Annotated in this window: 19 protein-coding genes; 6 read left to right on the plus strand and 13 right to left on the minus strand. The window is 42.0% G+C overall.

What is annotated here, in order from left to right; translation table 11 throughout:
* Window positions 1-129 precede the first annotated feature (129 nt).
* The 7 genes from hydA to N5C46_RS04370 all read right to left on the minus strand — a co-directional run bounded on the left by hydA (window position 130) and on the right by N5C46_RS04370 (window position 10068).
* Entirely contained in the window at window positions 130-1557 is a 1428-nt protein-coding gene (gene hydA, locus N5C46_RS04340) for a dihydropyrimidinase (protein ID WP_261751075.1), read from the minus strand.
* A 16-nt stretch (window positions 1558-1573) separates the two neighbouring features.
* Entirely contained in the window at window positions 1574-2860 is a 1287-nt protein-coding gene (gene preA / locus N5C46_RS04345) for an NAD-dependent dihydropyrimidine dehydrogenase subunit PreA (protein ID WP_261751076.1), read from the minus strand.
* 24 nt (window positions 2861-2884) lie between these two features.
* The gene (locus N5C46_RS04350) at window positions 2885-4240 is read right to left on the minus strand and encodes an NAD(P)-dependent oxidoreductase (protein ID WP_261751077.1); all 1356 of its coding nucleotides are present in this window, start codon (window positions 4238-4240) and stop codon (window positions 2885-2887) included.
* A 71-nt stretch (window positions 4241-4311) separates the two neighbouring features.
* Window positions 4312-5202, minus strand: a complete 891-nt coding sequence (locus tag N5C46_RS04355; RefSeq protein WP_261751078.1) for a nitrilase-related carbon-nitrogen hydrolase — start codon at window positions 5200-5202, stop codon at window positions 4312-4314.
* 398 nt (window positions 5203-5600) lie between these two features.
* Complete coding sequence (locus N5C46_RS04360) at window positions 5601-7055, minus strand: carbon starvation CstA family protein (protein WP_261751079.1); 1455 nt, start codon at window positions 7053-7055, stop codon at window positions 5601-5603.
* Between the two features lie 225 nt (window positions 7056-7280).
* Window positions 7281-7799, minus strand: a complete 519-nt coding sequence (locus N5C46_RS04365; RefSeq protein ID WP_261751080.1) for an ankyrin repeat domain-containing protein — start codon at window positions 7797-7799, stop codon at window positions 7281-7283.
* A 100-nt stretch (window positions 7800-7899) separates the two neighbouring features.
* Window positions 7900-10068, minus strand: coding sequence for a DNA topoisomerase III (locus tag N5C46_RS04370; protein ID WP_261751081.1), 2169 nt, complete (start codon window positions 10066-10068; stop codon window positions 7900-7902).
* 150 nt (window positions 10069-10218) lie between these two features.
* Here N5C46_RS04370 and N5C46_RS04375 point away from each other — a divergent pair, with 150 nt between their 5' ends.
* Window positions 10219-11208, plus strand: coding sequence for a YeiH family protein (locus N5C46_RS04375; RefSeq protein WP_261751082.1), 990 nt, complete (start codon window positions 10219-10221; stop codon window positions 11206-11208).
* 129 nt (window positions 11209-11337) lie between these two features.
* Here N5C46_RS04375 and N5C46_RS04380 read toward each other — a convergent pair whose 3' ends face one another.
* From N5C46_RS04380 to miaB, 3 genes are all read right to left on the minus strand, one after another.
* Window positions 11338-11874 (minus strand): outer spore coat protein CotE, encoded by a 537-nt coding sequence (locus N5C46_RS04380; RefSeq protein ID WP_261751083.1) that lies wholly within the window; start codon window positions 11872-11874, stop codon window positions 11338-11340.
* A 258-nt stretch (window positions 11875-12132) separates the two neighbouring features.
* A complete protein-coding gene (locus tag N5C46_RS04385) occupies window positions 12133-12564 on the minus strand; it encodes a YlbF/YmcA family competence regulator (RefSeq protein WP_034759994.1) in 432 nt (143 codons plus the stop codon).
* A 1-nt stretch (window position 12565) separates the two neighbouring features.
* Window positions 12566-14131, minus strand: a complete 1566-nt coding sequence (miaB, locus tag N5C46_RS04390) for a tRNA (N6-isopentenyl adenosine(37)-C2)-methylthiotransferase MiaB (protein WP_261751084.1) — start codon at window positions 14129-14131, stop codon at window positions 12566-12568.
* Window positions 14132-14513: 382 nt separating this feature from the next.
* Between miaB and N5C46_RS04395 the strand changes: the two genes are divergently transcribed.
* Window positions 14514-15086: a CotY/CotZ family spore coat protein gene (locus N5C46_RS04395; RefSeq protein ID WP_261751085.1), complete on the plus strand. Its 573-nt coding sequence runs from the start codon at window positions 14514-14516 to the stop codon at window positions 15084-15086.
* A gap of 43 nt (window positions 15087-15129) precedes the next feature.
* Here the strand turns inward: N5C46_RS04395 and N5C46_RS04400 are convergent, their stop codons facing one another.
* Together N5C46_RS04400 and N5C46_RS04405 are read right to left on the minus strand one after the other, a co-directional pair.
* Window positions 15130-15516, minus strand: coding sequence for a hypothetical protein (locus N5C46_RS04400; RefSeq protein ID WP_261751086.1), 387 nt, complete (start codon window positions 15514-15516; stop codon window positions 15130-15132).
* A gap of 12 nt (window positions 15517-15528) precedes the next feature.
* Window positions 15529-16710, minus strand: a complete 1182-nt coding sequence (locus N5C46_RS04405; RefSeq protein ID WP_261751087.1) for a ParM/StbA family protein — start codon at window positions 16708-16710, stop codon at window positions 15529-15531.
* Window positions 16711-16944: 234 nt separating this feature from the next.
* On the opposite strand from N5C46_RS04405, the gene N5C46_RS04410 reads away from it, so the two are divergent.
* From N5C46_RS04410 to N5C46_RS04420, 3 genes are all read left to right on the plus strand, one after another.
* The gene (locus N5C46_RS04410) at window positions 16945-17712 is read left to right on the plus strand and encodes a CsxC family protein (RefSeq protein ID WP_261751088.1); all 768 of its coding nucleotides are present in this window, start codon (window positions 16945-16947) and stop codon (window positions 17710-17712) included.
* Window positions 17713-17909: 197 nt separating this feature from the next.
* The gene (locus N5C46_RS04415) at window positions 17910-18665 is read left to right on the plus strand and encodes a CsxC family protein (RefSeq protein WP_261751089.1); all 756 of its coding nucleotides are present in this window, start codon (window positions 17910-17912) and stop codon (window positions 18663-18665) included.
* A 396-nt stretch (window positions 18666-19061) separates the two neighbouring features.
* A complete protein-coding gene (locus N5C46_RS04420; protein WP_261751090.1) occupies window positions 19062-20282 on the plus strand; it encodes a hypothetical protein in 1221 nt (406 codons plus the stop codon).
* Between the two features lie 128 nt (window positions 20283-20410).
* On the opposite strand, the gene N5C46_RS04425 is transcribed toward N5C46_RS04420, so the two are convergent.
* Window positions 20411-21169: a CsxC family protein gene (locus tag N5C46_RS04425; RefSeq protein WP_261751091.1), complete on the minus strand. Its 759-nt coding sequence runs from the start codon at window positions 21167-21169 to the stop codon at window positions 20411-20413.
* A gap of 355 nt (window positions 21170-21524) precedes the next feature.
* On the opposite strand from N5C46_RS04425, the gene N5C46_RS04430 reads away from it, so the two are divergent.
* Window positions 21525-22565, plus strand: coding sequence for a coiled-coil domain-containing protein (locus N5C46_RS04430; protein ID WP_261751092.1), 1041 nt, complete (start codon window positions 21525-21527; stop codon window positions 22563-22565).
* Window positions 22566-22590 lie beyond the last annotated feature (25 nt).

Raw genomic sequence — 22590 nt, forward strand, 5'->3', positions numbered from 1 at the left:
ACCCCACTTTGTTTGCTTCGAATGGCTTTACCAATCTTCTTAACAAGAGAGGCGAGCGGGCGCAGTCCCTGCACCCGGCTCGCGAGGAGTTGTTCTAAGATTAAGGTGGATGTTTATCTATAATGCTTATCAGCTCTTAGAGGATTGAAGTGCTGCACTCTCTTCATTTACCAGCAGGTTACCGTATTTCGCTCTCTTGATATACTTGCCGGTACCCTTTTTTCCTACAAACTTTTTATCTTTGATGACATATTCACCCCTGGATAATACAGAAACCGGTTCACCTTTGATTTTCATGCCTTCAAACGGGTTATAATCTGCTGCCATATGATGGGTCGCAGCAGAGATGACTCTTTCTGCCTCCGGATCAAAGATGACGATATCTGCATCCGATCCAACGGCAACGGTCCCTTTCTGAGGATACAACCCAAACAATTTGGCACTTCTTGTTGACATGATATCTACAAACTGATTCAAGCTTATGCGTCCTTTTTCCACCCCTTCTGAGAATAATATAGATACACGGTCCTCAATGATCGGTCCGCCATTCGGAATTTTAGTGAAATCTTCTTTTCCTAAATCCTTCTGCCCCTGGAAATCAAAAGAACATTGATCAGATCCCAATGTTTGGAGCTGCCCGCTTTTCAATGCGTTCCATAAAACGTCCTGATGCCACTTTTCCCTGAGTGGAGGGGACCATACGTATTTCGCCCCTTCAAAGTTGGGGCGCTCTAAATAGGTTTGATCAAGTACCAGATACTGTGGACATGTTTCCCCCCATACATTCAACCCTTTACTCCTCGCCGCTGAAATCTGTTCCACAGCCTCCGAGCACGAAACATGAACAACATATAATTGGGAATCCGCTAATCCCGTTAATTTAGCTGCTCTGCCGGTGGCTTCCCCTTCAAGTTCAGGAGGTCTCGTCAAAGCATGATAAATCGGTTCCGTTTTCCCTTCTTCTAATGCCTTCTCGGTTAAGTATTCAATAACATCCCCATTCTCTGCGTGAACCATGACGAGGGCCCCGAGTTCCCTTGCAGCAACCAGTGTCCGGAATAGGGTTTCATCATCTGCCTGAAATACATTTTTGTACGCCATAAACACTTTGAACGATGTGATGCCTTCCTGCTGTATGACATCAGGCAGCTGAGAGAGGACCTCTTGATTGATCTCCCCGATCATCAGGTGGAAGCTATAATCGATAACGGCTTTATCCTTTGATTTTGCATGCCATGTATCGATGGCACTTTGAAGAGGTTCTCCTTTATTCGTTAAACAGAAATCTATGAGGGTCGTTGTCCCACCAAATGCAGCGGCAATCGTTCCCGTTTCAAAGTCATCCTTTGAGACCGTGCCACCAAATGGCATTTCCAGATGTGTATGGGGATCGACTCCTCCTGGAAAAATGAATTTCCCACTTGCATCGATCACTTCAGCCTCTCCTGGATCAAATCCTTTTCCAATCGCGGCAATCTTTCCGTCTTGTATCAGGATATCTGCTTTATACGTATCGGTAGCTGTGACAATCGTTCCATTTTGAATGATTTTTTCCATTACGGTACCTCCTGGGTTATTTTACTGCATTTACTTTAGAGCCCGACAGGTTACTCATGACTGCTTGACGTTGGTTCCAGGTCATCGGCATCTGACCGCTCGGAACTTCAATCATGTCGATGGCACCATCAACCGGACAGACAATCGAGCATAGATTGCATCCCACACAATCTTCCTCCCGCACCTTCAGATAGCTATTTCCATCAGAATCCTTCAACATATCAATACACTGATGAGACGTGTCTTCGCATGCAATGTGGCACTTATTACAATTGATGCATACGTCATTATTGATCTGGGCCACTACGCTATAATTCAGATCCAGATTCCCCCAATCAGAAAATCTAGGAACTGACTTTCCAACAATCTCCTGAACGCTTGCTATTCCTTTTTCATCTAAATAATTATTTAATCCATCCAGCATATCCTCAACGATCCTGAAACCGTGGTGCATGGCTGCCGTGCATACCTGAACCCCGGAAGCACCCATGAGCATGAACTCAACGGCGTCCTGCCAGTTCGACACTCCCCCCATGCCTGAAATCGGAACATTGATCCTCGGATTCCTGGCACATTCTGCCACCATGTTCAAGGAAATAGGTTTCACTGCAGGACCGCAATAGCCACCGTGAGCTCCCTTACCGGCCACATGAGGAATGGTGTTCCATGAATCCAGATCCACTCCTGCAAGACTATTGATCGTATTGATCATGCTGACAGCATCCGCTCCGCCTCGGACGGCTGCTTCGGCTGTCACGGTGATATCTGTTATATTGGGTGTCAGCTTAACAATGACCGGTGTCCTTGCCACTTCCTTTGCCCAATGAGTTTGTTTCTCGACCAGCTCAGGTACTTGACCGGAGGCCGACCCCATCCCCCGTTCAGCCATCCCATGGGGACATCCGAAATTCAGTTCCAATCCGTCAACGCCTACATCCTCCACTTTTTTGACGATTTCATGCCACTTTTCCTGCTTTGGCTCCACCATTAGTGAAGCAATGATGGCGTGATTCGGGAATCTCTTCTTGGTTTCATATATCTCTTTTAAGTTCACTTCCAATGGCCGATCCGTAATCAGTTCGATATTGTTAAAACCCGCTACCCTCTGACCGTTAAAGCTTACGGCTGCGAACCTGGATGACACATTTATGATGGGTTCACCCAACGTTTTCCAAACCGCACCTCCCCAACCAGCCTCGAAAGCCCTTTGAACCTGATACCCTGAGTTCGTCGGTGGCGCAGATGCTAACCAAAATGGATTGGGTGATTTGATCCCCGCTAAATCTATGCTTAAATTCGCCATGGAATTCCCCCCTCTTAAACAGTTTTAATTCATTTTTATTGTCGAACAGATCTCATGTAAATGGTATGCTGCCTGCTTCCCTTGCTCTGCTGCCGTAACAACCATCGCTTCCCCGATACCTTTACCGAATACGATGTCCCCACAGGCAAAAATCGAAGGATTCGACGTTTGAAAAGTACCGGGATCAACCTTCACCACTCCTTCAGAGTGCTCCAACCCGAATTGTTCAATGAGTGTAAGATGACGGGTCTGTCCTATGGCTTTAATGACGACGTCAACGGGCAAAGTGAATTCGGAGCCTTTAACCGGAATGGGGCGCCTTCTTCCATCTGGCCCTTGTTCACCAAGCTCCATCTTGATACATTCAATCCCTGTAACCTCTCCTTTTTCATTCCCGATGATCCTTTGGGGAGCCGTCAACCAACGGAATTCCACACCGTCCTGCTTGGCAAATTCGTACTCGAAATCATAAGCTGTCATTTCTTCTTGAGTACGCCGGTATAAGATTTTTACATTTTCTGCACCTAGTCGAATGGAGCATGTGGCTCCATCAATGGCTGTGTTTCCTGCACCGATCACCACTACTTTTTTACCGATGTACTCGTGATTCAACTTGCCGCTTTTGGTCTTTTTCACAAACTCGATGGCATCATGCACGCCTATCAGTTCTTCTCCTTGAATCCGTAAGTCCGGTACACTCGACATACCTGCAGCCAGGATGACAAAGTCATGGTTCATCAGGATCTCCTCGGCAGATATATCCTGACCCACTTTTACACTGGTCCGGATCTTTACATTCAGTTTCTTTACCTGTTCCACTTCCCAATAAGAAATGCTCTGAGGAAGGCGGAACGAAACGATGCCATAAGTATTTAAGCCCCCCGCTTCTTTTTCAGCCTCATAGATCGTTACATCATATCCAAACCGCGCGAGTTCCCTTGCTGCAGAAAGCCCCGCCGGTCCCCCGCCGATGATTCCGACTTTCTTTCCGTTAGGCACTCCCGCTTCAAAGAGTACAGTGTCATTATGTCTTGCCCAATCCGTTGCATACCGTTGAAGATCGCCGATCATAATGGGTTTGGTTGAAGAATTCAGAACACATGCTCCTTCACATAGCTCCTCTGTCGGACAGACCCTTGAGCAGCTCGCGCCAACGGGATTGGCAGACATGATGGTCTTAGCGGAACCCTTTAAATTACCCGATGCAATTTTTTTTATAAATGATGGTATATCGATGCTTGTCGGGCAGGCTTGAATGCAAGGTGCATCATAGCAGTACAAACATCGATTCGCTTCCTCCAATGCCTCCCTGCCCGTTAATCCCTTATGGGTTTCCTGAAAATTCTTCTCGAGATTGAGTAATGATAGTGTGTTAGACAAACTGACTTCCCCCTCTTCATTTCCGATTAATGAATCAAGATGATGGAGCACTTCTTATCTTTCCAGCTTGGTTAAGGAAGTAACGCCGTCATATCGTTATAGGTTTCGGGTCTCCTGTCACGGTAAAACTGCCATGTGTCCCTTACTTCCCTTAATAACTTCTTATTCATTTCCCCGATGATCACTTCATCCTGATCCCTGCTTCCAACTGAAACAAAGCTCCCCCTCGGATCGACGAGATAGGACTGGCCGTAGAATTCACCCATATTCCATGGACCTTCATATCCGACGCGATTGATGGCTCCCAAATAGTACCCATTTGCCACTGCATGAGCAGGTTGTTCAAGTTTCCATAAGTATTCGGAAAGACCTGCTACGGTCGCTGACGGATTAAAGACAATTTCCGCCCCCTTCAGCCCCAATAAACGCGCTCCTTCAGGGAAATGCCTGTCATAACAAATGTAGACCCCTACCTTGGCATAAGCAGTATCAAATACCGGATACCCAAGATTTCCAGGTTTGAAATAATATTTCTCCCAGAACCCGTATCCTTCCTCTCCGACACCCACATGAGGGATATGCTGCTTTCGATATTTCCCCAAGTATGTCCCATCTGCGTCGATGACAGCTGCCGTATTATAGTAGGTTGCTATTCCCTCCCTCTCATAGATCGGCAGGACGATGACCACACTCAGCTCTTTGGCCAACTCCTGGAATTGTTTTGTAGTCGGACCATTCGGAATTTCTTCTGCGGAGTCATACCATTTAGGATTCTGCTCTGAACAAAAGTACGGCCCATAGAATATCTCCTGCAAGCATATGATCTGAGCCCCTTTTTTCGCTGCATCCCTCACTAGTTCCACATGCTTTTTGATTGCATTCTTTTTATGGACGTCTACTGTTTCATCCCCGTCTACATCATGAGAAGCCTGAATGAGTCCGATTGTAACCAAATTTGACATTCCAATTCCCCCATTACATTAGGATTTTTATTAAATAGTAAGCGCTTTCATTGTTATAGTTTCATATGTAAACACTTACTAGATTTCACTGCCCTCTAGATAAATTCTGAATTTTTATTATTTTCACTTAATTTTAACCCGTACGAAAAAAGATTGCATTACACATTTTGTAAGACGAACTACCTTCATCATTTGTCATTATGTATTGTCATTATTGTTTGAGCACTCTTGTCCGTTTCTCATAAGGTATCATACGCACTCTGCGAAATTTGTAGAATAATTTGTCTAAATCTTATAAAAATTCAGTTTTTAATCGACAAAGTTCACAAATCCCTCTAGTAAACTTATCTTTCATGCACAAAAAACAGCCTCCTCAAATGAAAAGGCTGTTTCTTCTATTAACGGTATGAATTGACTGATTTCATTTTCAGCGACTGCTGTCTTTCCGGTCTGTACTTTACTACTTGTCCAATAAACCAGGCCAATACGGCTAACCAGATGATTGCTCCAAGAACCATGGAAATAGAATAGGAAAGACCGAAGCCTTCTGGTGCATAAAAAATATACGAACTTACCACACCTGTCATAAACAAAGCTGGAAGGCTGCATATCCAGTGAAATCTTGCTTTCTGCAATAAATAGATGGAAGCGGTCCAAAGCATGACCGTCGCAACTACTTGATTCGACCAGCCTACATACCTCCAAAGAAAAGTATAATCAATTTGAGTCAGCAGGAAAGTAGGTACTGCAACAGGAATGACGAGTAATCCTGGAAGCCATTTCCCTTTCATTTCTTTTTTCCTAAAATCGCTCAGTAAATCTGCGAGCATCATACGTGAAGATCTGAGGGCGGTATCCCCTGTCGTCACAGGAAGGATGATGACACCAAGGACCGCCAGTATACCGCCGAGAGTCCCCAGTGTCGTTTTACTGATCTCATTAACCACCCCTGCAGGACCTCCTGAAGCGAGTGCTTCCTGAAGACCGGCTGTTCCATTAAAGAATGCCATCCCTGCCGCAGCCCAGATAAGTGCTATGATTCCTTCAGCAACCATCGCCCCATAAAATACTTTCCGACCTTCGCTTTCCCGTTTCAAGGTCCTTGCAAGGATCGGACTTTGAGTGGAATGGAAGCCGGAAATGGCTCCGCATGACACGGTGACCATTAAGAGAGGCCATAAAGGCAGATCGCCTGGATGCATGTTCTCAAATGTTAAATTAGGGACCGGGTGTTCAAAGAAGAATAATCCGATTCCGATTGCTACCGCCATAAATATAAGTATCGCACCGAAAATCGGATAAATCCTACCGATGATTTTATTGATCGGTAAAACTGTTGCAACCAGAAAATATGTAAAGATAATAACCAGAGAGGTCATAAAGTTAAGTGGCGTCACCTCTGCCATAAGTTGCGCGGGCCCTGATGTAAAGGCTGCCGATACAAGGATCATTAACACGATGGACAAAATGTTCATGACGGACTGAACGGGTTTCCCCAAATATTTCCCTACGATTGTCGGGAACTGTGCCCCATTATGTCTGAGAGAAAGCATTCCGGAAAAATAATCATGTACGGCTCCAGCGAACAATGTTCCTATTACAATCCACAGGAATGCGACAGGACCGTATAAAGCACCAAGTATCGCACCGAAGATCGGACCCAATCCCGCAATGTTCAAGAGTTGTACCAGACTTGCTTTCCACCAGCTCATGGGCATATAATCCAAGCCGTCTTTTTTTGCATATGCAGGTGTGATATTGGAATCATCCACCCCGAAAATCTTTTCTACCACCTTTGAATAAAAGAAATAACCAACTACCAGAATACAGATGGATGCAAGAAATGTGAGCATCACGATGTCCTCCCTTCACTAATTGAAATTAACGTTTATTCTAATACGAAAAACGACAAATAACAACAGAATTTTCTAAAAACATTATTTTTTCAGAATACATAAACATCAATGGATTCATATAAAGCCTTTTAAACCAACAATGAAACCGCGTACAATTCATTTAAAATTTTTTCAATATAACAAAAAGACGCACCCCCTCTTGGGAATGCGCCTTATCGGCTTCTATACTTTCGTTTTAACATATTTCTCGTGAGCCTTCAAGAAATCCTTATTATTTCTTTCAGTAGCGATCTCCAAAGGAGATTGGGTATGTTGTGATTGGTTGGCTCGATCGTCTCCATAAGCCAGCAGCAAAGTCACAATCTCTGCAGAACCATCAAATGCAGCAATATGTAATGGTGTATGGCCGGATGAATCACTCTGATTTACATTCGCTCCCTGATCAAGCAGGAATTCCACTAATTCTTTTGACGCTTTACCGGCAATTCCTGCATGTAATGCTGTGTTGGATGGAATATACGCTACCTTTGAATTGGAAACGGAATTAATATCTGCACCAAAATTCAGAAGAAGCTCCACAATTTCCTTTTGATCAAAATGCGACGCTACCCCGAGGGCGGTTAAACCTTGTTCATTCTCTGCATTACAAAGATTTGTATCATTTCTTAACGTTTGTTCGACTACCGCTTTATTGCCCGTTTCGATTGCCTCGAAAAACTCTTCAATTGTAAAGGATGTCACTGATTCCACCTCGTTTTTTCATAATTACAAATATTCTACCAATTAATCATGATAAAAGATAGGGATGATTGCCAAAATAGGCACTCATCCCCAGGAAAGGCTACTGATCCAATTTTAATTTTGCTAAGGCATCAGCTAATGCTGTATTGACCGGCTCTTCCTTCTGTTGTGTTTTTAAATATTTATTAACATCCCTTTTTGTCGCTTTACTATTCTTTTCTTTATTTCTTCTATCATTGAATGTCGATAATTTTTCCCGATGTCCACAAACACAAGTGAATGTCTGGCCTTCCCCTTCTCCTCTTAAGTCCAGGCGTTTATGGCAATTCGGACACCTGGCATTCGTTTTCTTGCTGATATTTTTCCGGTGACCACATTCCCTGTCTTGGCAAACCAGTTTCTTTCCATGCTTATTCTTAATTTCCAACATTAAATTCCCACAGTCCGGACATTTGGTACCTGTCAGGTTATCATGGGTGAATTTTTGAGTTGAATGTTTGATTTCACTGACGGACTTCTTCGTATAATCCTTGATTTCATTCAGAAATTCCTGCTTTTTCAGGGAGCCGTTGGCGATTTTTTCAAGCTTTTGCTCCCACACCGCTGTCAAGGTAGGTGACCTGAGATCCAGAGGTGCAAGTTCCAATAGTTGCTTCCCTTTGGAAGTGATATGAATATCTTTTCCTTTTGACTCTATTACCCCTGAATTGAAGAGCTTTTCAATAATATCTGCCCTAGTTGCGACAGTTCCAAGGCCGCCTGCCTCAGAAATTGTAGCGAGCAGGTCTTTATTGCTTTCTTTCATGAACTTCTTAGGGTTCTCCATTGCAGACAACAGTGTACCCTCATTAAATCTTCCTGGAGGATTGGTTTGTCCTTCCGTTTCTTTGATTGACAGAACCGGATAGGCAGTCCCTTCTTCCATTCTGGAAAGAAGCTGGTCCGCTTCAGTGTTGTGATCATAGAGTTCTTTCCATCCGGAGTCTACAATCCGCTTCCCTTTTGTTTGGAATGTTTCTGACCCGATTGAGGCATCTACAGTCGTTTGTTCGTACTGATAGGGAGGAAGGAATACAGCTAAGAAACGCTTGACGATCAAATCATATATTTTTATTTCCCTGTCCTGCAGCTTCTGAATAAAAGGTGTTTCTTCCGTAGGGATGATCGCATGGTGATCTGTCACCTTTTGATCATCTACATAAGCTTTTGACAATTGCACCGTGCCCTGTAACGCCCTGTGGGCCATCTTCCGGTAAGGTTGAACGTTCACCGCTTTCAATCTGTCCTTGAGGGTTGAAACCATATCACTTGATAAATGTTTACTATCTGTCCTTGGATACGTCACCAATTTATGCTGCTCATACAATTTCTGCATGATAGAAAGCGTTTCTTTAGCAGAAAATCCAAAGATCTTATGGGCATCTCTTTGTAATTCAGTCAAATCATAAAGGGAAGGTGCATAATTTTTCTTCAACGTTTTCTTCACAGACTGAATGACGATTTCCTTCCTGTCTTTTAATGAGTCCATGATTGAAGTGATTTCTTCTTTGGAGAACGTTCTTGTATCATTCGTTTTTCTGTTGGACCACACAAAGGTCCCTTTATCCGTCACAGCTTGTATTCCGTAAAAGGGTTTGGGGGTGAAATTCTTTATTTCCTCCTCTCGCTGCGCAATGATACTTATCGTCGGTGTTTGTACACGGCCGCAAGACAATTGGGCATTGTGCTTGGTGGTCAGCGCTCTTGTTGCATTCATTCCAACATACCAATCGGCAGCGGATCGTGCCTCGGCAGCAGCATATAAATGTTCGAAGCTTTTCGCATCTTTCAGTCTTTTGAATCCTTCCTTTATGGCCTTGTCAGTGACAGATGAAATCCATAACCGTTTTAACGGCTTATTCACCCGGGCTTTTTCAATGATCCAACGGGCGACAAGCTCCCCTTCACGACCGGCATCGGTGGCTATGACTATCTCTTTTACATCAGGGCGGTTCATTTGCGCTTTGACCGTGCTGAATTGTTTTCCTGTTTTCTTGATCACGACAAGATTAAGGAAAGAAGGGAGCATGGGTAGATCTTCAAGATTCCATGATTTATATCGATCGTCGTAGCTTTCAGGTTCTGCAAGGGTCACCAGGTGTCCAAGAGCCCAAGTGACGATATAATCATTCCCTTCCAAGAATCCATTTCCACTTTTCGTACATTTAAGTACTCTGGCAATATCTCTACCGACAGAAGGTTTTTCTGCCAGGACCAAAATCTTTTTCATGTAAAAAATCCTTTCATTACTGGGTCTATATTTTCTATATCTTTTCTATTTTAACATACAATAAATAGAGTAGTGCATATTGGTTCACGTCATTAGGGAGATTGTACTATACTTATACATGGTCGATCTTAATAAAGGAGCTAATGAATTTTGCAGCATGACAAACACAAAGGCTCCATTCTTCCGAGAGAAGCCTGGGGCCTCTTCATCATCCTATTAATCAGTATAATATCAAGAGGGTTGGGCACCCTTTTTCCACTGATCGGCAGCTTGTTATTTGCGATCTTGATCGGGGCGATCCTCCAAAACACAACAAAACTCCCGAAAGCTTTCGATCCGGGAATACAGTTTACTTTGAAGGTTCTTTTGAAAGTGGCCATCGTTTTTCTGGGTGTAGGATTGAGCCTTTATGATATCCTCCATATCGGTCAAAGAGCTCTATGGGTGATATTTTTCTCTGTCACCATAGGCATTTCAGTGACTTATGTTGTAGGGAAATGGCTCCGTATCGATAAAAGGCTGAGCTTATTGATCGGTATCGGCACCAGCATATGTGGAGCCACAGCAATCTCAGCCGTTAAAGGGATCGTCGGTGCTAAAGAGGATGAAACCGCTTATGCATTATCCACGATCGTCTTCTTTAATTTAATTGCATTTGTTACGTATCCCATCATCGGGCATCTTCTCGACATGTCTGATCTATCGTTTGGGATCTGGGCGGGTACCGCCGTACATGATACTTCTTCGGCGGTTGCCGTTGGTTACGCATATGGAGACGAAGCAGGTGAAGTAGCGACGACGGTGAAGCTTGCCAGAACATTATTCCTGATTCCTGTGATGTTCATCCTTCCGTTTATCTTAAGGAAGAAAAGTACAGGGGGATCTCATTATAAGAAAGCCTTTCCGTGGTTCATATTTTTGTTCCTGGCCATGTCACTGCTTCATACATTTGGATTGATTCCAATGAACATGGAGTCATACCTTAAGAGTTCGTCCAAGTTCATGATCATCATGGTGATGACGGCTGTGGGTCTTCAAGTAAAAGGAAAAGATATCATCCGTCTGGGAATTAAACCTCTCCTGACGGGATTGATCGCTTCTATCACATGCGCTGTCATCAGTTTATTGCTTATCCTCTAAGCGAAAACAGTAACGACATTTCCATAAAAAAAGAGCATCTGCACAGATGCCCGTTTGTTCATATCCATTTTCCGACTGCTTACGTGCTAAGAAGAAAAAACTAGGAAGAGGCCGTCTTCCTAGTCTATTTTATTCTTCGTCGCCTTCTAAGAAGTCTGGGTCTAACTCTTCAAAATCTTCATCATCCAAGTCGCAATCCCAGTCTTCATCGTCACAACCTTCAGGATTCACTAGGACACATACTTTCGTTTCTCCGATAACTTCCACCAGGAATTCACGTTCGACGTGAACGATGATTTTGTTACCGTTCGGTGAAATGACCGCTTCGCAGCAATTTGGCTGTTGCAGTACTCTCGCACATACTTCAATGTCATCTAAGCAGTCTGGATCACGGTATTTCAATTTAATGCAATCTGTATATTCTACTCTCTCGGTTACAACCGAAGTTTTCGTGTTGTCACTGTGGGAGTACCATACGTTGATTTCGTAAAAACCGTGAACTTCGACCTTCTTGCCGACTTTGTGTGCTTCATACTGATGGTTAATGATCCAGCAGCCTAAAATGCTCGATGGATTATGCGGTGGGCAAATCGTATGATGAGACTGTGTAAATTTACGTCCCTTCGCTACGACCGCTTTAGTGATAATCTCTCTATATTCTGCCATTCGAGCGAACCTCCTCATTCATTTTCAATTCATCTTATGCGACTATCTAGGTGTTTGTGCGAGTAAATTTTATTACATAATGGGATTGTTGCTTAGATAATGTATTGTATGCGAATCCCAATTGAATGTTCCGGAATGCGCTTGACGGGAATGGTGAAATAACCAACAAAAAAAACGATCTATACAGGAAAGGAAGATCCCTTTCCTGTATAGATCGTTATGAGCTGTGATTGTCTGGCGTTTATTATGATCCCTGAATCAGGAACAGCTGCCAGGGGCTGAATTTTTCACATGTGAACCTGTTTCCCCACGGAGTAGGTCACCACCCGTAGTCTCGATGATATGATCTGTCACATTATTTGAAATCACCGAAGCAACGATTTGCAGTAAATCATTCACATCCGTTTGGGATTCCTTAAATTGTTGAACAACCGGAATCTCATCGATTTCCTTTTCAAGGTTTTCAATTTTCGCCTCAACCATTTTCAGGGCTTCGATTTTCCCATAGTGTTGGAAGTTAACGGCTTGTTTTTGTAAACTCTTGATACTTGCGATCATTTCACGGACTTTTTGATTTTCGTGGATCTGTGCTTCCGCCCGCTTAAAGAAATCCACTTCTTCCGTTTCAGCAATCATTGTTGCCAATTCTTCTGCACGTTTCATAATATCGTCTTTTGTATACTTTGCCATATTATTTCACCTCTACTGCTTCCTGGAATTCTGTTCCGATTTGGCCTTCTCCTACCATTTCCCCATCCAATGACCAGGACTTGGCATCTGTGATCTTCACTTTCACTATTTTCCCAATGGCTGTTTTAGGAGCCTTGAAGTTTACGAGCTTACTGCGTCTTGTGTAGCCTGCCAATATGTCCGGATTTTTCTTGCTTTCCCCATCCACAAGCACTTCAACGATTTGACCCGTATATTTCTTCATCGCTTCAGCAGAATATTCTTTCACCACTGCATTCAGCCTTTGAAGGCGTTCTTTCTTCACTTCCATCGGCACGTTGTCATTCATCTTCGCTGCAGGGGTACCTTCCCGTGGAGAGTAGATGTAGGTATATGCTGATTCAAAGCCAACTTCCTTATATAAAGAAAGGGTTTCTTCAAATTGTTCATTGGTCTCATTTGGATAACCCACGATAATATCTGTCGTAAGCGCCACGTCCGGCATGGCTTTTTTAATTTTGCCCACTAATTCCAGGAATTGTTCCCTGGTATACTTTCGTGCCATGATTTTCAGGACATCTGTCGAACCTGATTGAACAGGTAAATGAATGTGCTCGACCAGATTTCCTTTCTTGGCAAGAACTTCGATTAAATGATCATCGAAATCCCTTGGATGACTGGTAGTGAATCGGATACGTGGAATATCCACCTTACGAAGATCATCCATTAAGTCTCCCAGCCCATACTGAAGGTCTTCAATATCCTTACCGTATGCGTTGACGTTTTGACCAAGGAGAGTGATTTCCTGATACCCTTGTGCAGCCAGATGGCGGACTTCCTGAATGATTTCTTCAGGACGGCGGCTTCTTTCTTTCCCTCGTGTATATGGCACGATACAGTATGTACAGAACTTGTCACATCCGTACATAATATTGACCCATGCCTTGATATTGCCACGGCGGACTTTTGGAAGGTTCTCAATGACGTCCCCTTCTTTCGACCACACCTCAACGACCATCGCCTTGGACATATAAGCATCAGATAATATTTGAGGAAGACGATGAATATTATGCGTTCCAAAGATCATGTCGACCTGTTGATAGGTTTTCAGGATTTTGTTGACAACCGATTCTTCCTGGGACATACATCCGCATACTCCAATTAATAGATCAGGCTTTTCCCGTTTTAAATGTTTGAGATGTCCTAATTCGCCGAACACCTTATTCTCAGCGTTTTCACGGATGGCACATGTATTCAATAGGATGACATCCGCATCATCTGTCGAATTCGTTGCTTCATAGCCGAGTGCCATGAAGATCCCTGCCATCACTTCTGTATCATGCTCATTCATTTGACAACCATAGGTGCGGATATAGAATTTCTTTCCTTCCCCGAGTCCTCTATATTGATCATCGATTGTAAAGTCATTATGGTATTTTATTTCTTCTTTCCCACGCTTCTTGGCATCTTTTAAAGACGGCGGGATATAGACACTTTCAAAGTACTTGCTGTAATCCTTAACAGATTTTTGGTCTGCTGGAGATACAGACTTCGATTGTTGTCCATGTTTTCGCTGTTCTTCGTTCATGAATAATCCCCTTTCTACCTCTATAACCAAACCGTTTTCTTCTATATATAAAGCCGGCCGAATTAACAGGATAAACATTGTTGCACATTACTATAGTATAAAGGTTTTCAACCCTACATACAATAGAGTCGCTAAAGTGTTGAAAAATGTTTCATTCCTATCATAGCTAGTAATTCTACTGTACTATGATCATTTCTTTACATATGTATCCTCTTTCTGCCACACAGGGAAACATTCATCTATCGTCACATCCCTAAGCATTGATTAACTACCAATTATGTACCTGAAATCTATTTTTTATCATTTTAGGCTAGAGGCTCAATCGAATATTCCCTTATGAACGTATGATAATTAGTAGTAAATTGTAAAGGAGTGTTAAAGAATGAGTTATAGTCAGAATTCAAATGCCCAGGACACCTATTTCCATGAAGATTATCAAAAGAACAAATGCCATGACTCCCGCTCCAGGCATTATAATCATTGTGTAGAAGACGTTTTAGAAGCAATCCTTGAAGCTCAGAAAAAAGCAAGAAAAGACCATGGTTGTGATTCTTCATGTAAAAAGTCCATAGAGGATTTACTTTGTGAAAAAAAGAAACCCAAGAAGAATACCATCCCTTTTATTTTATATTGTGGCTGCGAGCCATTTAAGGGCACTGGTGTTACGACCTATCACTGTCACTCAAAAAAGAAAAAAACCTTCAAGTGCATTGAGACCTACGTCTTTAAGGTAATAGACCTTGATCATAAATGTGCGACTCTTGAATTATTGACCTTTAAATCCGACCACCATAAGGGCGATTCCCATCATCATGAAAGTAAATGCGCCCTCTCTTCACCTTGTAAACAGATCGACCACAAAAGTGTGGATGATTTGATGGGAACCGGAATTTGTATAACTGTTGACTTGTCTTGTTTCTGTGCTATTACCTGCCTGCCTGCCGTTCATTTATAAATGCATCCAATGAAAAAAGGTGAACGAGAGTCGTTCACCTTTTTCATCCTCCAAAAGCTTCAAGTAGATCGTCAATTTCTTTCATTCCAACGGAAGCATGATTTTGTTCCTTTGGACTCTTAATGGTGTATTCGTTCAAGGTCTTGGAGGAATCATTTCCATGTTGAAGCAGCAATCTCTTTAATTCCACTAGTTCTTCTAATATGGCATGTTCGGATTGTACCGTAACTTGAACAGGTTTAGCGTGATGCAGGTAATCATGCAGTGCAGAAAAAACAAGATGATTCAATGTATTATTTTTGGCATGATAGGCGACTTGCTCTTTAACCTTGGAAGTGATGGCTTTCGTTTCCCCGGTTTTAACATTTACGAAGCTATCGGGGATCGTTAGAATGGTATCTTGAAAGTAATCTGCATATTTTTCAGGCATACTCATCAACCTTTAGCTTTTTGTATATTGCATATGCACAGGATTGTTTTTTAACTGATTCAATTTTGCAAGGATCATCAATCCTGTTACGTTTAATTTTTCCATATTTTGCGGGAAAAATAATTCAATGGGGCGTCCTCTTTCTGCCCACTTCACCGCCGCTTCCCTTATATGGGATTCGGCTATTTTTGCTGCACCGCCAACTGCAATGTATTTGACCGCCCCTTTTATTTCATTTGAGCTGTTCCTTACACGGTCGAAATGTTCCAGGTATTTAATGGCCAATGATTTTAACTGAGGGATGATATATTTACTTATATCCTTTTTCACACCTGCGAATGGTTCTACATACCACTCGGATTGACCTGCCACCAGCTTCTCCTCCAGCTCAGACCTTGAATCAAACTTGTATAGCTCATACTTACTTACTTTCTGAATGATATGGTCTAAAAACTGGTTGATCCCGAAAGGTTCGCCCTCGATGGAAGCCACTGGCTTATTATTTTTGATTCCTACAAAATCCACTGAATCCCCTCCCAGGTCACCGATCAGGATCCCTTTGGCAGAGTCCTGTAAAAGAGCTTCATCTTTGACTCCCAATGTCTCTTCATCCCGTGTCAATGCCAGGTAGGCACAGGCTCCTTCAGCCCCGATAATGACATCTTTAATCTGAAGTCTTACAATGATTTCTTTAGGGGAAGCCATACCAGGAACCTTGTGAAGATAAACTGTATGGGTCCCGATGAGACGGCTTTTCAACGTATCTTTCCGCTCTTTATACTGAGTGGTCGGCAGAGAGACCGCCAATTGATCGATCTCAAAGGATAGATCTGTCTCAGATCGGGTGTTCATTACAGCATGATGGGCCAACATGCCAAATAAAAGGGTGTAAGTACGGTCTTCATCTACCTTCTGATTATTAAAGGCCGTTAAACTCACATTTCGCTGTCTGGCTGCTGCTTTACCGATATAATATGGATCCCTTTTTTCATGAAGTGCTGAACTGTTCACTTCCACAATCAAATTGTCTTGTAGTAAAACATCCTCGTCGTCGTAAGGTTTCTCATAAAATTCTTCATCAAATAAGGCAATTGCATTCGGCATGGAATACTCTCTCACTTCACCTTGAGTTGATACAATGGCTTTATAAAAGCTGTTTCCCAAGTCAACAGCTGCATAATTATGCCTATCCATTACATCCTCCTCCTTCCCTAAAGCTTATGCCGGGATAGAAAACATCTGTGCACGTACCCAGTCATAAATTTTTTCGGGGCGTAACGAAAAATGGAAGAGCGCTATTTCTACTAAAATGATTTTCCCTAGTAAATTTCCACTCTTATACTGATTCATATATCCACTCTTAATAGTTTCTTCCCGCATATTATAAAGTGTAGTTTAAATATTGTTTATTAAATAGGAGGAAAAAAAATGAGTGATTATAATAAGAGTAAAAATTGTGTGAACGTAGATAAGTCTGCTTCACTCGATCACTGCGACAACACAACAGTCGATCCCATTCTAACCCCGGCAGGTGAAAGAATTGTCCATGTCCCAGTAGATTTAGGAGTATATCGTGTATCAAGTAACCTGGAAGCCCACATTACATTTCCAGAGCCTGTAATGGAAATCAAAGATGTAAAAAAGAAAGTCGAAATTGTACAATGCCGTTTAATGACAATTCCAACAAGCAATGGCGACTTCAGTGAAGATGGTGCACAATTTCCTCTGCTATTATCAGGGTATGTGCGCAAGAACATTCAATATGCAACACCATGTGGAGGATCTGGATTCGATGGATCCTGCATATCTTCTGATATTAAATCATTAACAGTCCGCGTCCCTTTCAAATGCATGACTACGATTACCCTGGATTCTCCAGTCCAGCTCCCAAGAACAAATAACCGTCAGGAATTTGACTTCTTTAGAGCTCAAGATTTAGGTACAGGCTATCCAGAGAAGGATCAATATTTATCTAATGATATCTCCCAATTCCATCAATACAGCAATCAATACTACAATCAACTTCCTTATTGTGAATTGCTTTCAAGCAGTATTTTAGAGTGGGATGAATCAACAGATCGTGTATCCGAAGGTCCTGTAGGTGAAGGGTATTTCTACAATATGCTAGAAAAAATGTCCCTCAACTTTACCATTAAAGTATTACAAAAACAGCAAATCCGCCTTACTGCAGAATAAGCAGTAAACTAGTATCATCAGCACACGCCCTACTGTTCCCGAGAACAGTAGGGCGTGTGCATTTTCTTTCTGAACAACATTCTCATCAGTATTTGTGGCAGGCTTTCCATAATTAGTCTCTATACATATAGGCTCAGGCCCAAACAACTATCAATCTAAATCATAAGATGGCATTATCTTGCTTTAGGAGGCCCCTTATGTTTGAAAATCATCATAAAATGTCCGAATGCCATGGAACGTCAAATATGCATGATTGTAAAAGCCATTGTCATCACCCAAAAGTCAGTATCGGAAAAATTGTGACCAAGGTACCTGTTGTTTTGGCGGAACTGACACTACAGGTAAATGTAGATGCGACGATCACTTTTCCAGAAGCCGTTTTGGAAATTAAAGATATTAAAAAAACGATAAAATTAACACAGTGCAGACTTCTTCTTCCTTCTAATAAACTTTTTGTAAAAGGTTTTGTACGAAAAAACATCCAATATGCAAGCCCTTGTAAAGAAATTGAAGAAACGTCCCTTACATCGATTGCATCAGATCTTCACTCATACACAGTGGATATACCTTTTCAATGTGTGACAGACATTAAGCATTTCTTATCCATGCCGGTCATGCCGGAAGTGAATAATCGTCAGGAATTTGATTTCTTTATTTCAAAGCCGCTGCCTTCCGGGTATCCGGAAAAAGATGAACTACAAACCCATGATTTATCCCAATTCCATCAGGAAAGCCATCAATTTTACAATGAAATCCCGTATTGTGAGTTGGTTTCAAGCAAAATCATTGAGTGGGATGAAGCCATCGACCGGTGCCCACTCCCTCATACCGGTCCCATTGGAGAAGGCTACTTCCGCACCATCGAAGAGAAAATGGTCATAGATATATGTGTAAAAGTTCTTCAGAACCAACAAATACGGGTTACCTCCACCACGAATGATGATTGTGACTGATCATGCCTATTCATTCATTTTTAGAGAGGAGGTAAATGATTAGGTGTGATGTAAAACGCACCGATCACCATGATTATGAGAGAAGAAAACAATAATGATATAGAAAGCTATTTTCTGAATAAGATGACAGAAAAGGAAAGAAACAACCGGAAATCTCCTTCATTTTCTATATTTAACCTTACTCAGAAGCAAGACCTTTCCTTACAAGATCATGTGACGAATGAAAAAAGTCCCGTAAAAAATACAGATCCGCCAAAAGGTTCTCAGGAGAAAATTCATTCCCACCCGACGTTTTTCCCTCCACCAAAGGTGATGGATAGGGAGGTAAACCAAGCAAATAAACTGAACAAAACCGATGGTTCCGTGAATGAGGCTGATGAGCAGGGAAGCGGGGACATGAAGTCCGATTACACTGTAAAGGAATTATCTGAATCCCGGAACAACACCGGCCAGTCTACTTCAGATGAAAATATAGAAATCGAGTCCTCCGTGGAGGAAGAGGTTCTTATAGAGAATTCTGAAATGGAAAATGAACCTGTATCGATCCGGGAAGAGATATTTATGATGTTGGAGGAAGAGCTGGAGGAGCGGAGATATCTCCACGCAGACGAAGAAGACCATCACGAACGAAATCGGAATCTCACTAATGCTCCCCCTCCTGCACCTGAAAAAGAAATGCTATACTCGGATCATGAATTTGATCATAATGAAAATCACCTGCCTTCATTTAGTCATTACTTAGAAACAATCTATTGTGAAAAAAATTTGAGTCCGCTGACAAGTAAGCAGACCGATTTCGTTCATTGCATTGGTTCCTTAACCTCTGTTCTCAAAAAGATTTCCACAGAGCGGGAAACAATCAAGGAGCAGGAAGAGGATATCAGATACGACAAACCTGAACATCAAGAGGAGACCGATGAAGTCAGTCATGAACATCAAGAGGATGTCGAGGAAACCGGACCCCAACATCCAAATCTGACGGCATTAAAAGACCGTTTCGAAAATGAACTATTTTCGGAAGAACAACACCTGGACCTGGAAAGTTCGAATGAAACCACTTTACCCGACTCTCGCTCATTAACTGTAAAGATTCCCGTTGTACTGTCCACTTTGCAGATTGAGGTCGCCATCTTTAAAGACGTTGAATTACCGTTTCCAATTGAACATATCCTTTCTATACATTGGTCCATCCAATCTCTTAAAACGAATACTCCACTTCCTGCTGGAATTGTGTTTGTGAAAGGGACTCTTGTTGCTTCGATTCAATATGTAAACCCAGGGGAAACAGCTTCCATACACTCTATCCACATCCCGATTCAATGGGATCACACCATTCCCATTCGTTGGATACTTCCGCCTAATATCCCTATGAGTGAGATGAAAGAATACACATTCCTGGCAGAAAACACCCAAGAACCAAGCACTCATCATGAATGTCATTATTCCTTCTGTGAACCAATTGAACATTTTCTACAAGATTTCACGTTTATCAGTCACCATGAATCCTTTAAGCAAAATGGCCAGTCAACTTTAAAAATCCAAGGTTGTTTACAGGTATGCCTACATTTAACACAAGAACAATTTGTGCACATCCATTCAGATGATTTGATTCAATGATATGTATAAAGAGGAAGGGGTTCACCCTCAGGGTGAACCCCTTTTCAACTCTTCACTCTGCCCTCGCACCATTATCTTCGTAATCTCTTACAATGCCTTTCAAGAAAGCATGCTCCATCATTTAGTCATTATTGTTGGATGATATTTCTGAAACGATTATAGACTACTTCTGGACCTTGCTCTTCTCCTCCAGCTGTATCCCCGTCTCCAGCCATTTGCTGTCTCTTCTGAGTTAATTTAATAAGCAGATTGATGTCCATTTTTTCTGTGATTTTATTAAAGCGTCCCCAGTTGTCAAAGTTCTCGGTAATATCCCACTGATTAACAGCAGAAGCCAGAAGTTTGCAATTGATCGGTTCATTATTGATTTCAAACGTCAATGATCCAAATTCGCAGCGGTTAGCTCCCATTCCGTCCTTGGCAAGTTCTCTTCTTTGTAGCACATTCTTCTTAATGCTGAAGTCAATTCCGAACGGATTGCTGACAGGGGTAGCCAGTCTCACTCGATCATACGCTTTAAAAGGAATGTCAACACTATAATCCTTTACTACTCCATAGGAACCTTCTACATATTGAATGTTCTTATGGACAATCCCTTCTACGAATAATTTCACGTAATCCGGAAACCCTGGTACAGGAATCGCTTTACATTGTGTGAGAGAGACGTTTTTCTCGATATTTTTAATGGCACTAGCATAGGTTGGCAGATGAACTTCCGCTTCTGTTAAAGATTGAAGAAATACATCTCCCAGAACTACTGTTACTTCTTCCAAGTCAACATCTGGCACGTAAGTTTCTGTAAATAAGCTTTTTGATTTTGCCTTATCGCTTGATGGTTGTGGAGGGCATCCGTGATGACCAAATCCGCAGCCTGTATTCTTTTTCATATCCATTCACTCCTGATAGTCATAAATTAATCAATGGAAAAGGTCATAGATGTAATAAAAACAGTGAGGATTCCTTTTCTATTGACTTACTATAATCTATGAATTTTTTGAAGAAATGAGTGGACGACTGTCGGTAGGCTTAAACATATTTCTAGCACTCCTTCTAGTAATCTTTGAAACATGTTATGAACTCATACACAGTAAGCTTTTAATCAATCTAGACAGCTTGGGTACTTGTAACGTTTAGCCAATTGGGTCCATACAATAGAGTAAAAGTCTTTAGGAGGAGATTATCATAAGGGAGGATGCGAAATTACCACCAATGTACACCATTTCCGATCAAGAGGTCCTCTATTTGAAATCCGAGATCGAGAACTTGAATAAAACGATTCGAACTTTGAAAAGCAGTTATTTGTATGCTGAAAATGAGTACCATAAGGAACAACTTCAGAAGGCGCAGGAGGAATTAACGCTTGCTTACCGCCGGATCGATGAGAACGAAACCGTTGAGAGGGAACTTATAAAAGACAGAAACCTGTTTAAAGAAGGCAAAGAGAAGCTGGAAAGTCAGGCAAGGGCACTTCATGACGCCTTACACGGCAAGGATGAGCTGTTGCAGCAGTCGCAAGTGAGCAAAAATGACCTTCAACAGGAACTCCTTTCCATCAAGCTTGAAAAAAAACAATTATCTCAAAAAATAACGGAAATCGAGAAGGAGCAACAAGATCTCTTCAGTAAAAATCAATCCCTATTGGAGGAAAACATCCTGCACCTAAGAAAAATAGACAGCTTAAACAGTGAACTGCAAGGAAAAAAACTTCATATTTCAGATTTAAACTCAGCTCTGGCCCATTCAGAAGATACGAAAAAAGAAATATTCTTTAACCTGATAGCTAAAACCGAAGAGTTGGAAAAGGCCTTGTCAGAAAGGAAACATACCCTTGATTCATTGCAATTTGCAAAGGAGCAACTAATTCAAGCAGAAAAGCAAAAGATGGAGTATATTAAAACATTCATCAGTCAATATCAAAAACATTTTGAAGAAAATGAATGGTGGCTTTCCTCCCAATTTGCTGATATCGATCAACGTACCAAACTGCAGGATGAACGAATCGAAGCGGTTGAACAAGAACAGGACATTCACTTTACTCTACAGAATGAGGTACTCGAGGGGAAATTTGAGCAAGTGGAGCAAAAGTTTATTGATTTTCTCGAGGAGATCGACTCTATACGGGAATATAATGTAACCTTGACCCACAGTCTATTGGAGCTCAAACGTCTGGTAGAGAGTCAAAAACGCAGTCAGGCCCCTATCATTACAGCACGTCAAACATCTTCTGCAGAAAAACTCCCAGCTCCGATGGATTATTACTTCATAGAGAATGAAAAGGAATGAAAAAACGATGCCACAGTTCATTCCG

This window comes from Rossellomorea vietnamensis (assembly GCF_025398035.1).
Classification (GTDB): Bacteria; Bacillota; Bacilli; order Bacillales; family Bacillaceae_B; genus Rossellomorea; species Rossellomorea vietnamensis_B.

Bases quoted from the DNA above. Each gene is read 5' to 3' on its own strand.
- N5C46_RS04410 (WP_261751088.1), top strand. From the start codon at position 16,945: ATGAGTGATTATAATAAGAGTAAAAATTGTGTGAACGTAGATAAGTCT.
- N5C46_RS04370 (WP_261751081.1), bottom strand. From the start codon at position 10,068: ATGAAAAAGATTTTGGTCCTGGCAGAAAAACCTTCTGTCGGTAGAGAT.
- N5C46_RS04380 (WP_261751083.1), bottom strand. From the start codon at position 11,874: ATGGCAGAATATAGAGAGATTATCACTAAAGCGGTCGTAGCGAAGGGA.
- N5C46_RS04425 (WP_261751091.1), bottom strand. From the start codon at position 21,169: ATGAAAAAGAATACAGGCTGCGGATTTGGTCATCACGGATGCCCTCCA.
- N5C46_RS04420 (WP_261751090.1), top strand. From the start codon at position 19,062: ATGAAGTCCGATTACACTGTAAAGGAATTATCTGAATCCCGGAACAAC.
- N5C46_RS04400 (WP_261751086.1), bottom strand. From the start codon at position 15,516: ATGCCTGAAAAATATGCAGATTACTTTCAAGATACCATTCTAACGATC.
- hydA (WP_261751075.1), bottom strand. From the start codon at position 1,557: ATGGAAAAAATCATTCAAAATGGAACGATTGTCACAGCTACCGATACG.
- N5C46_RS04385 (WP_034759994.1), bottom strand. From the start codon at position 12,564: ATGGCAAAGTATACAAAAGACGATATTATGAAACGTGCAGAAGAATTG.
- N5C46_RS04405 (WP_261751087.1), bottom strand. From the start codon at position 16,710: ATGGATAGGCATAATTATGCAGCTGTTGACTTGGGAAACAGCTTTTAT.
- N5C46_RS04415 (WP_261751089.1), top strand. From the start codon at position 17,910: ATGTTTGAAAATCATCATAAAATGTCCGAATGCCATGGAACGTCAAAT.
- N5C46_RS04360 (WP_261751079.1), bottom strand. From the start codon at position 7,055: ATGCTCACATTTCTTGCATCCATCTGTATTCTGGTAGTTGGTTATTTC.
- N5C46_RS04395 (WP_261751085.1), top strand. From the start codon at position 14,514: ATGAGTTATAGTCAGAATTCAAATGCCCAGGACACCTATTTCCATGAA.
- miaB (WP_261751084.1), bottom strand. From the start codon at position 14,131: ATGAACGAAGAACAGCGAAAACATGGACAACAATCGAAGTCTGTATCT.
- preA (WP_261751076.1), bottom strand. From the start codon at position 2,860: ATGGCGAATTTAAGCATAGATTTAGCGGGGATCAAATCACCCAATCCA.
- N5C46_RS04355 (WP_261751078.1), bottom strand. From the start codon at position 5,202: ATGTCAAATTTGGTTACAATCGGACTCATTCAGGCTTCTCATGATGTA.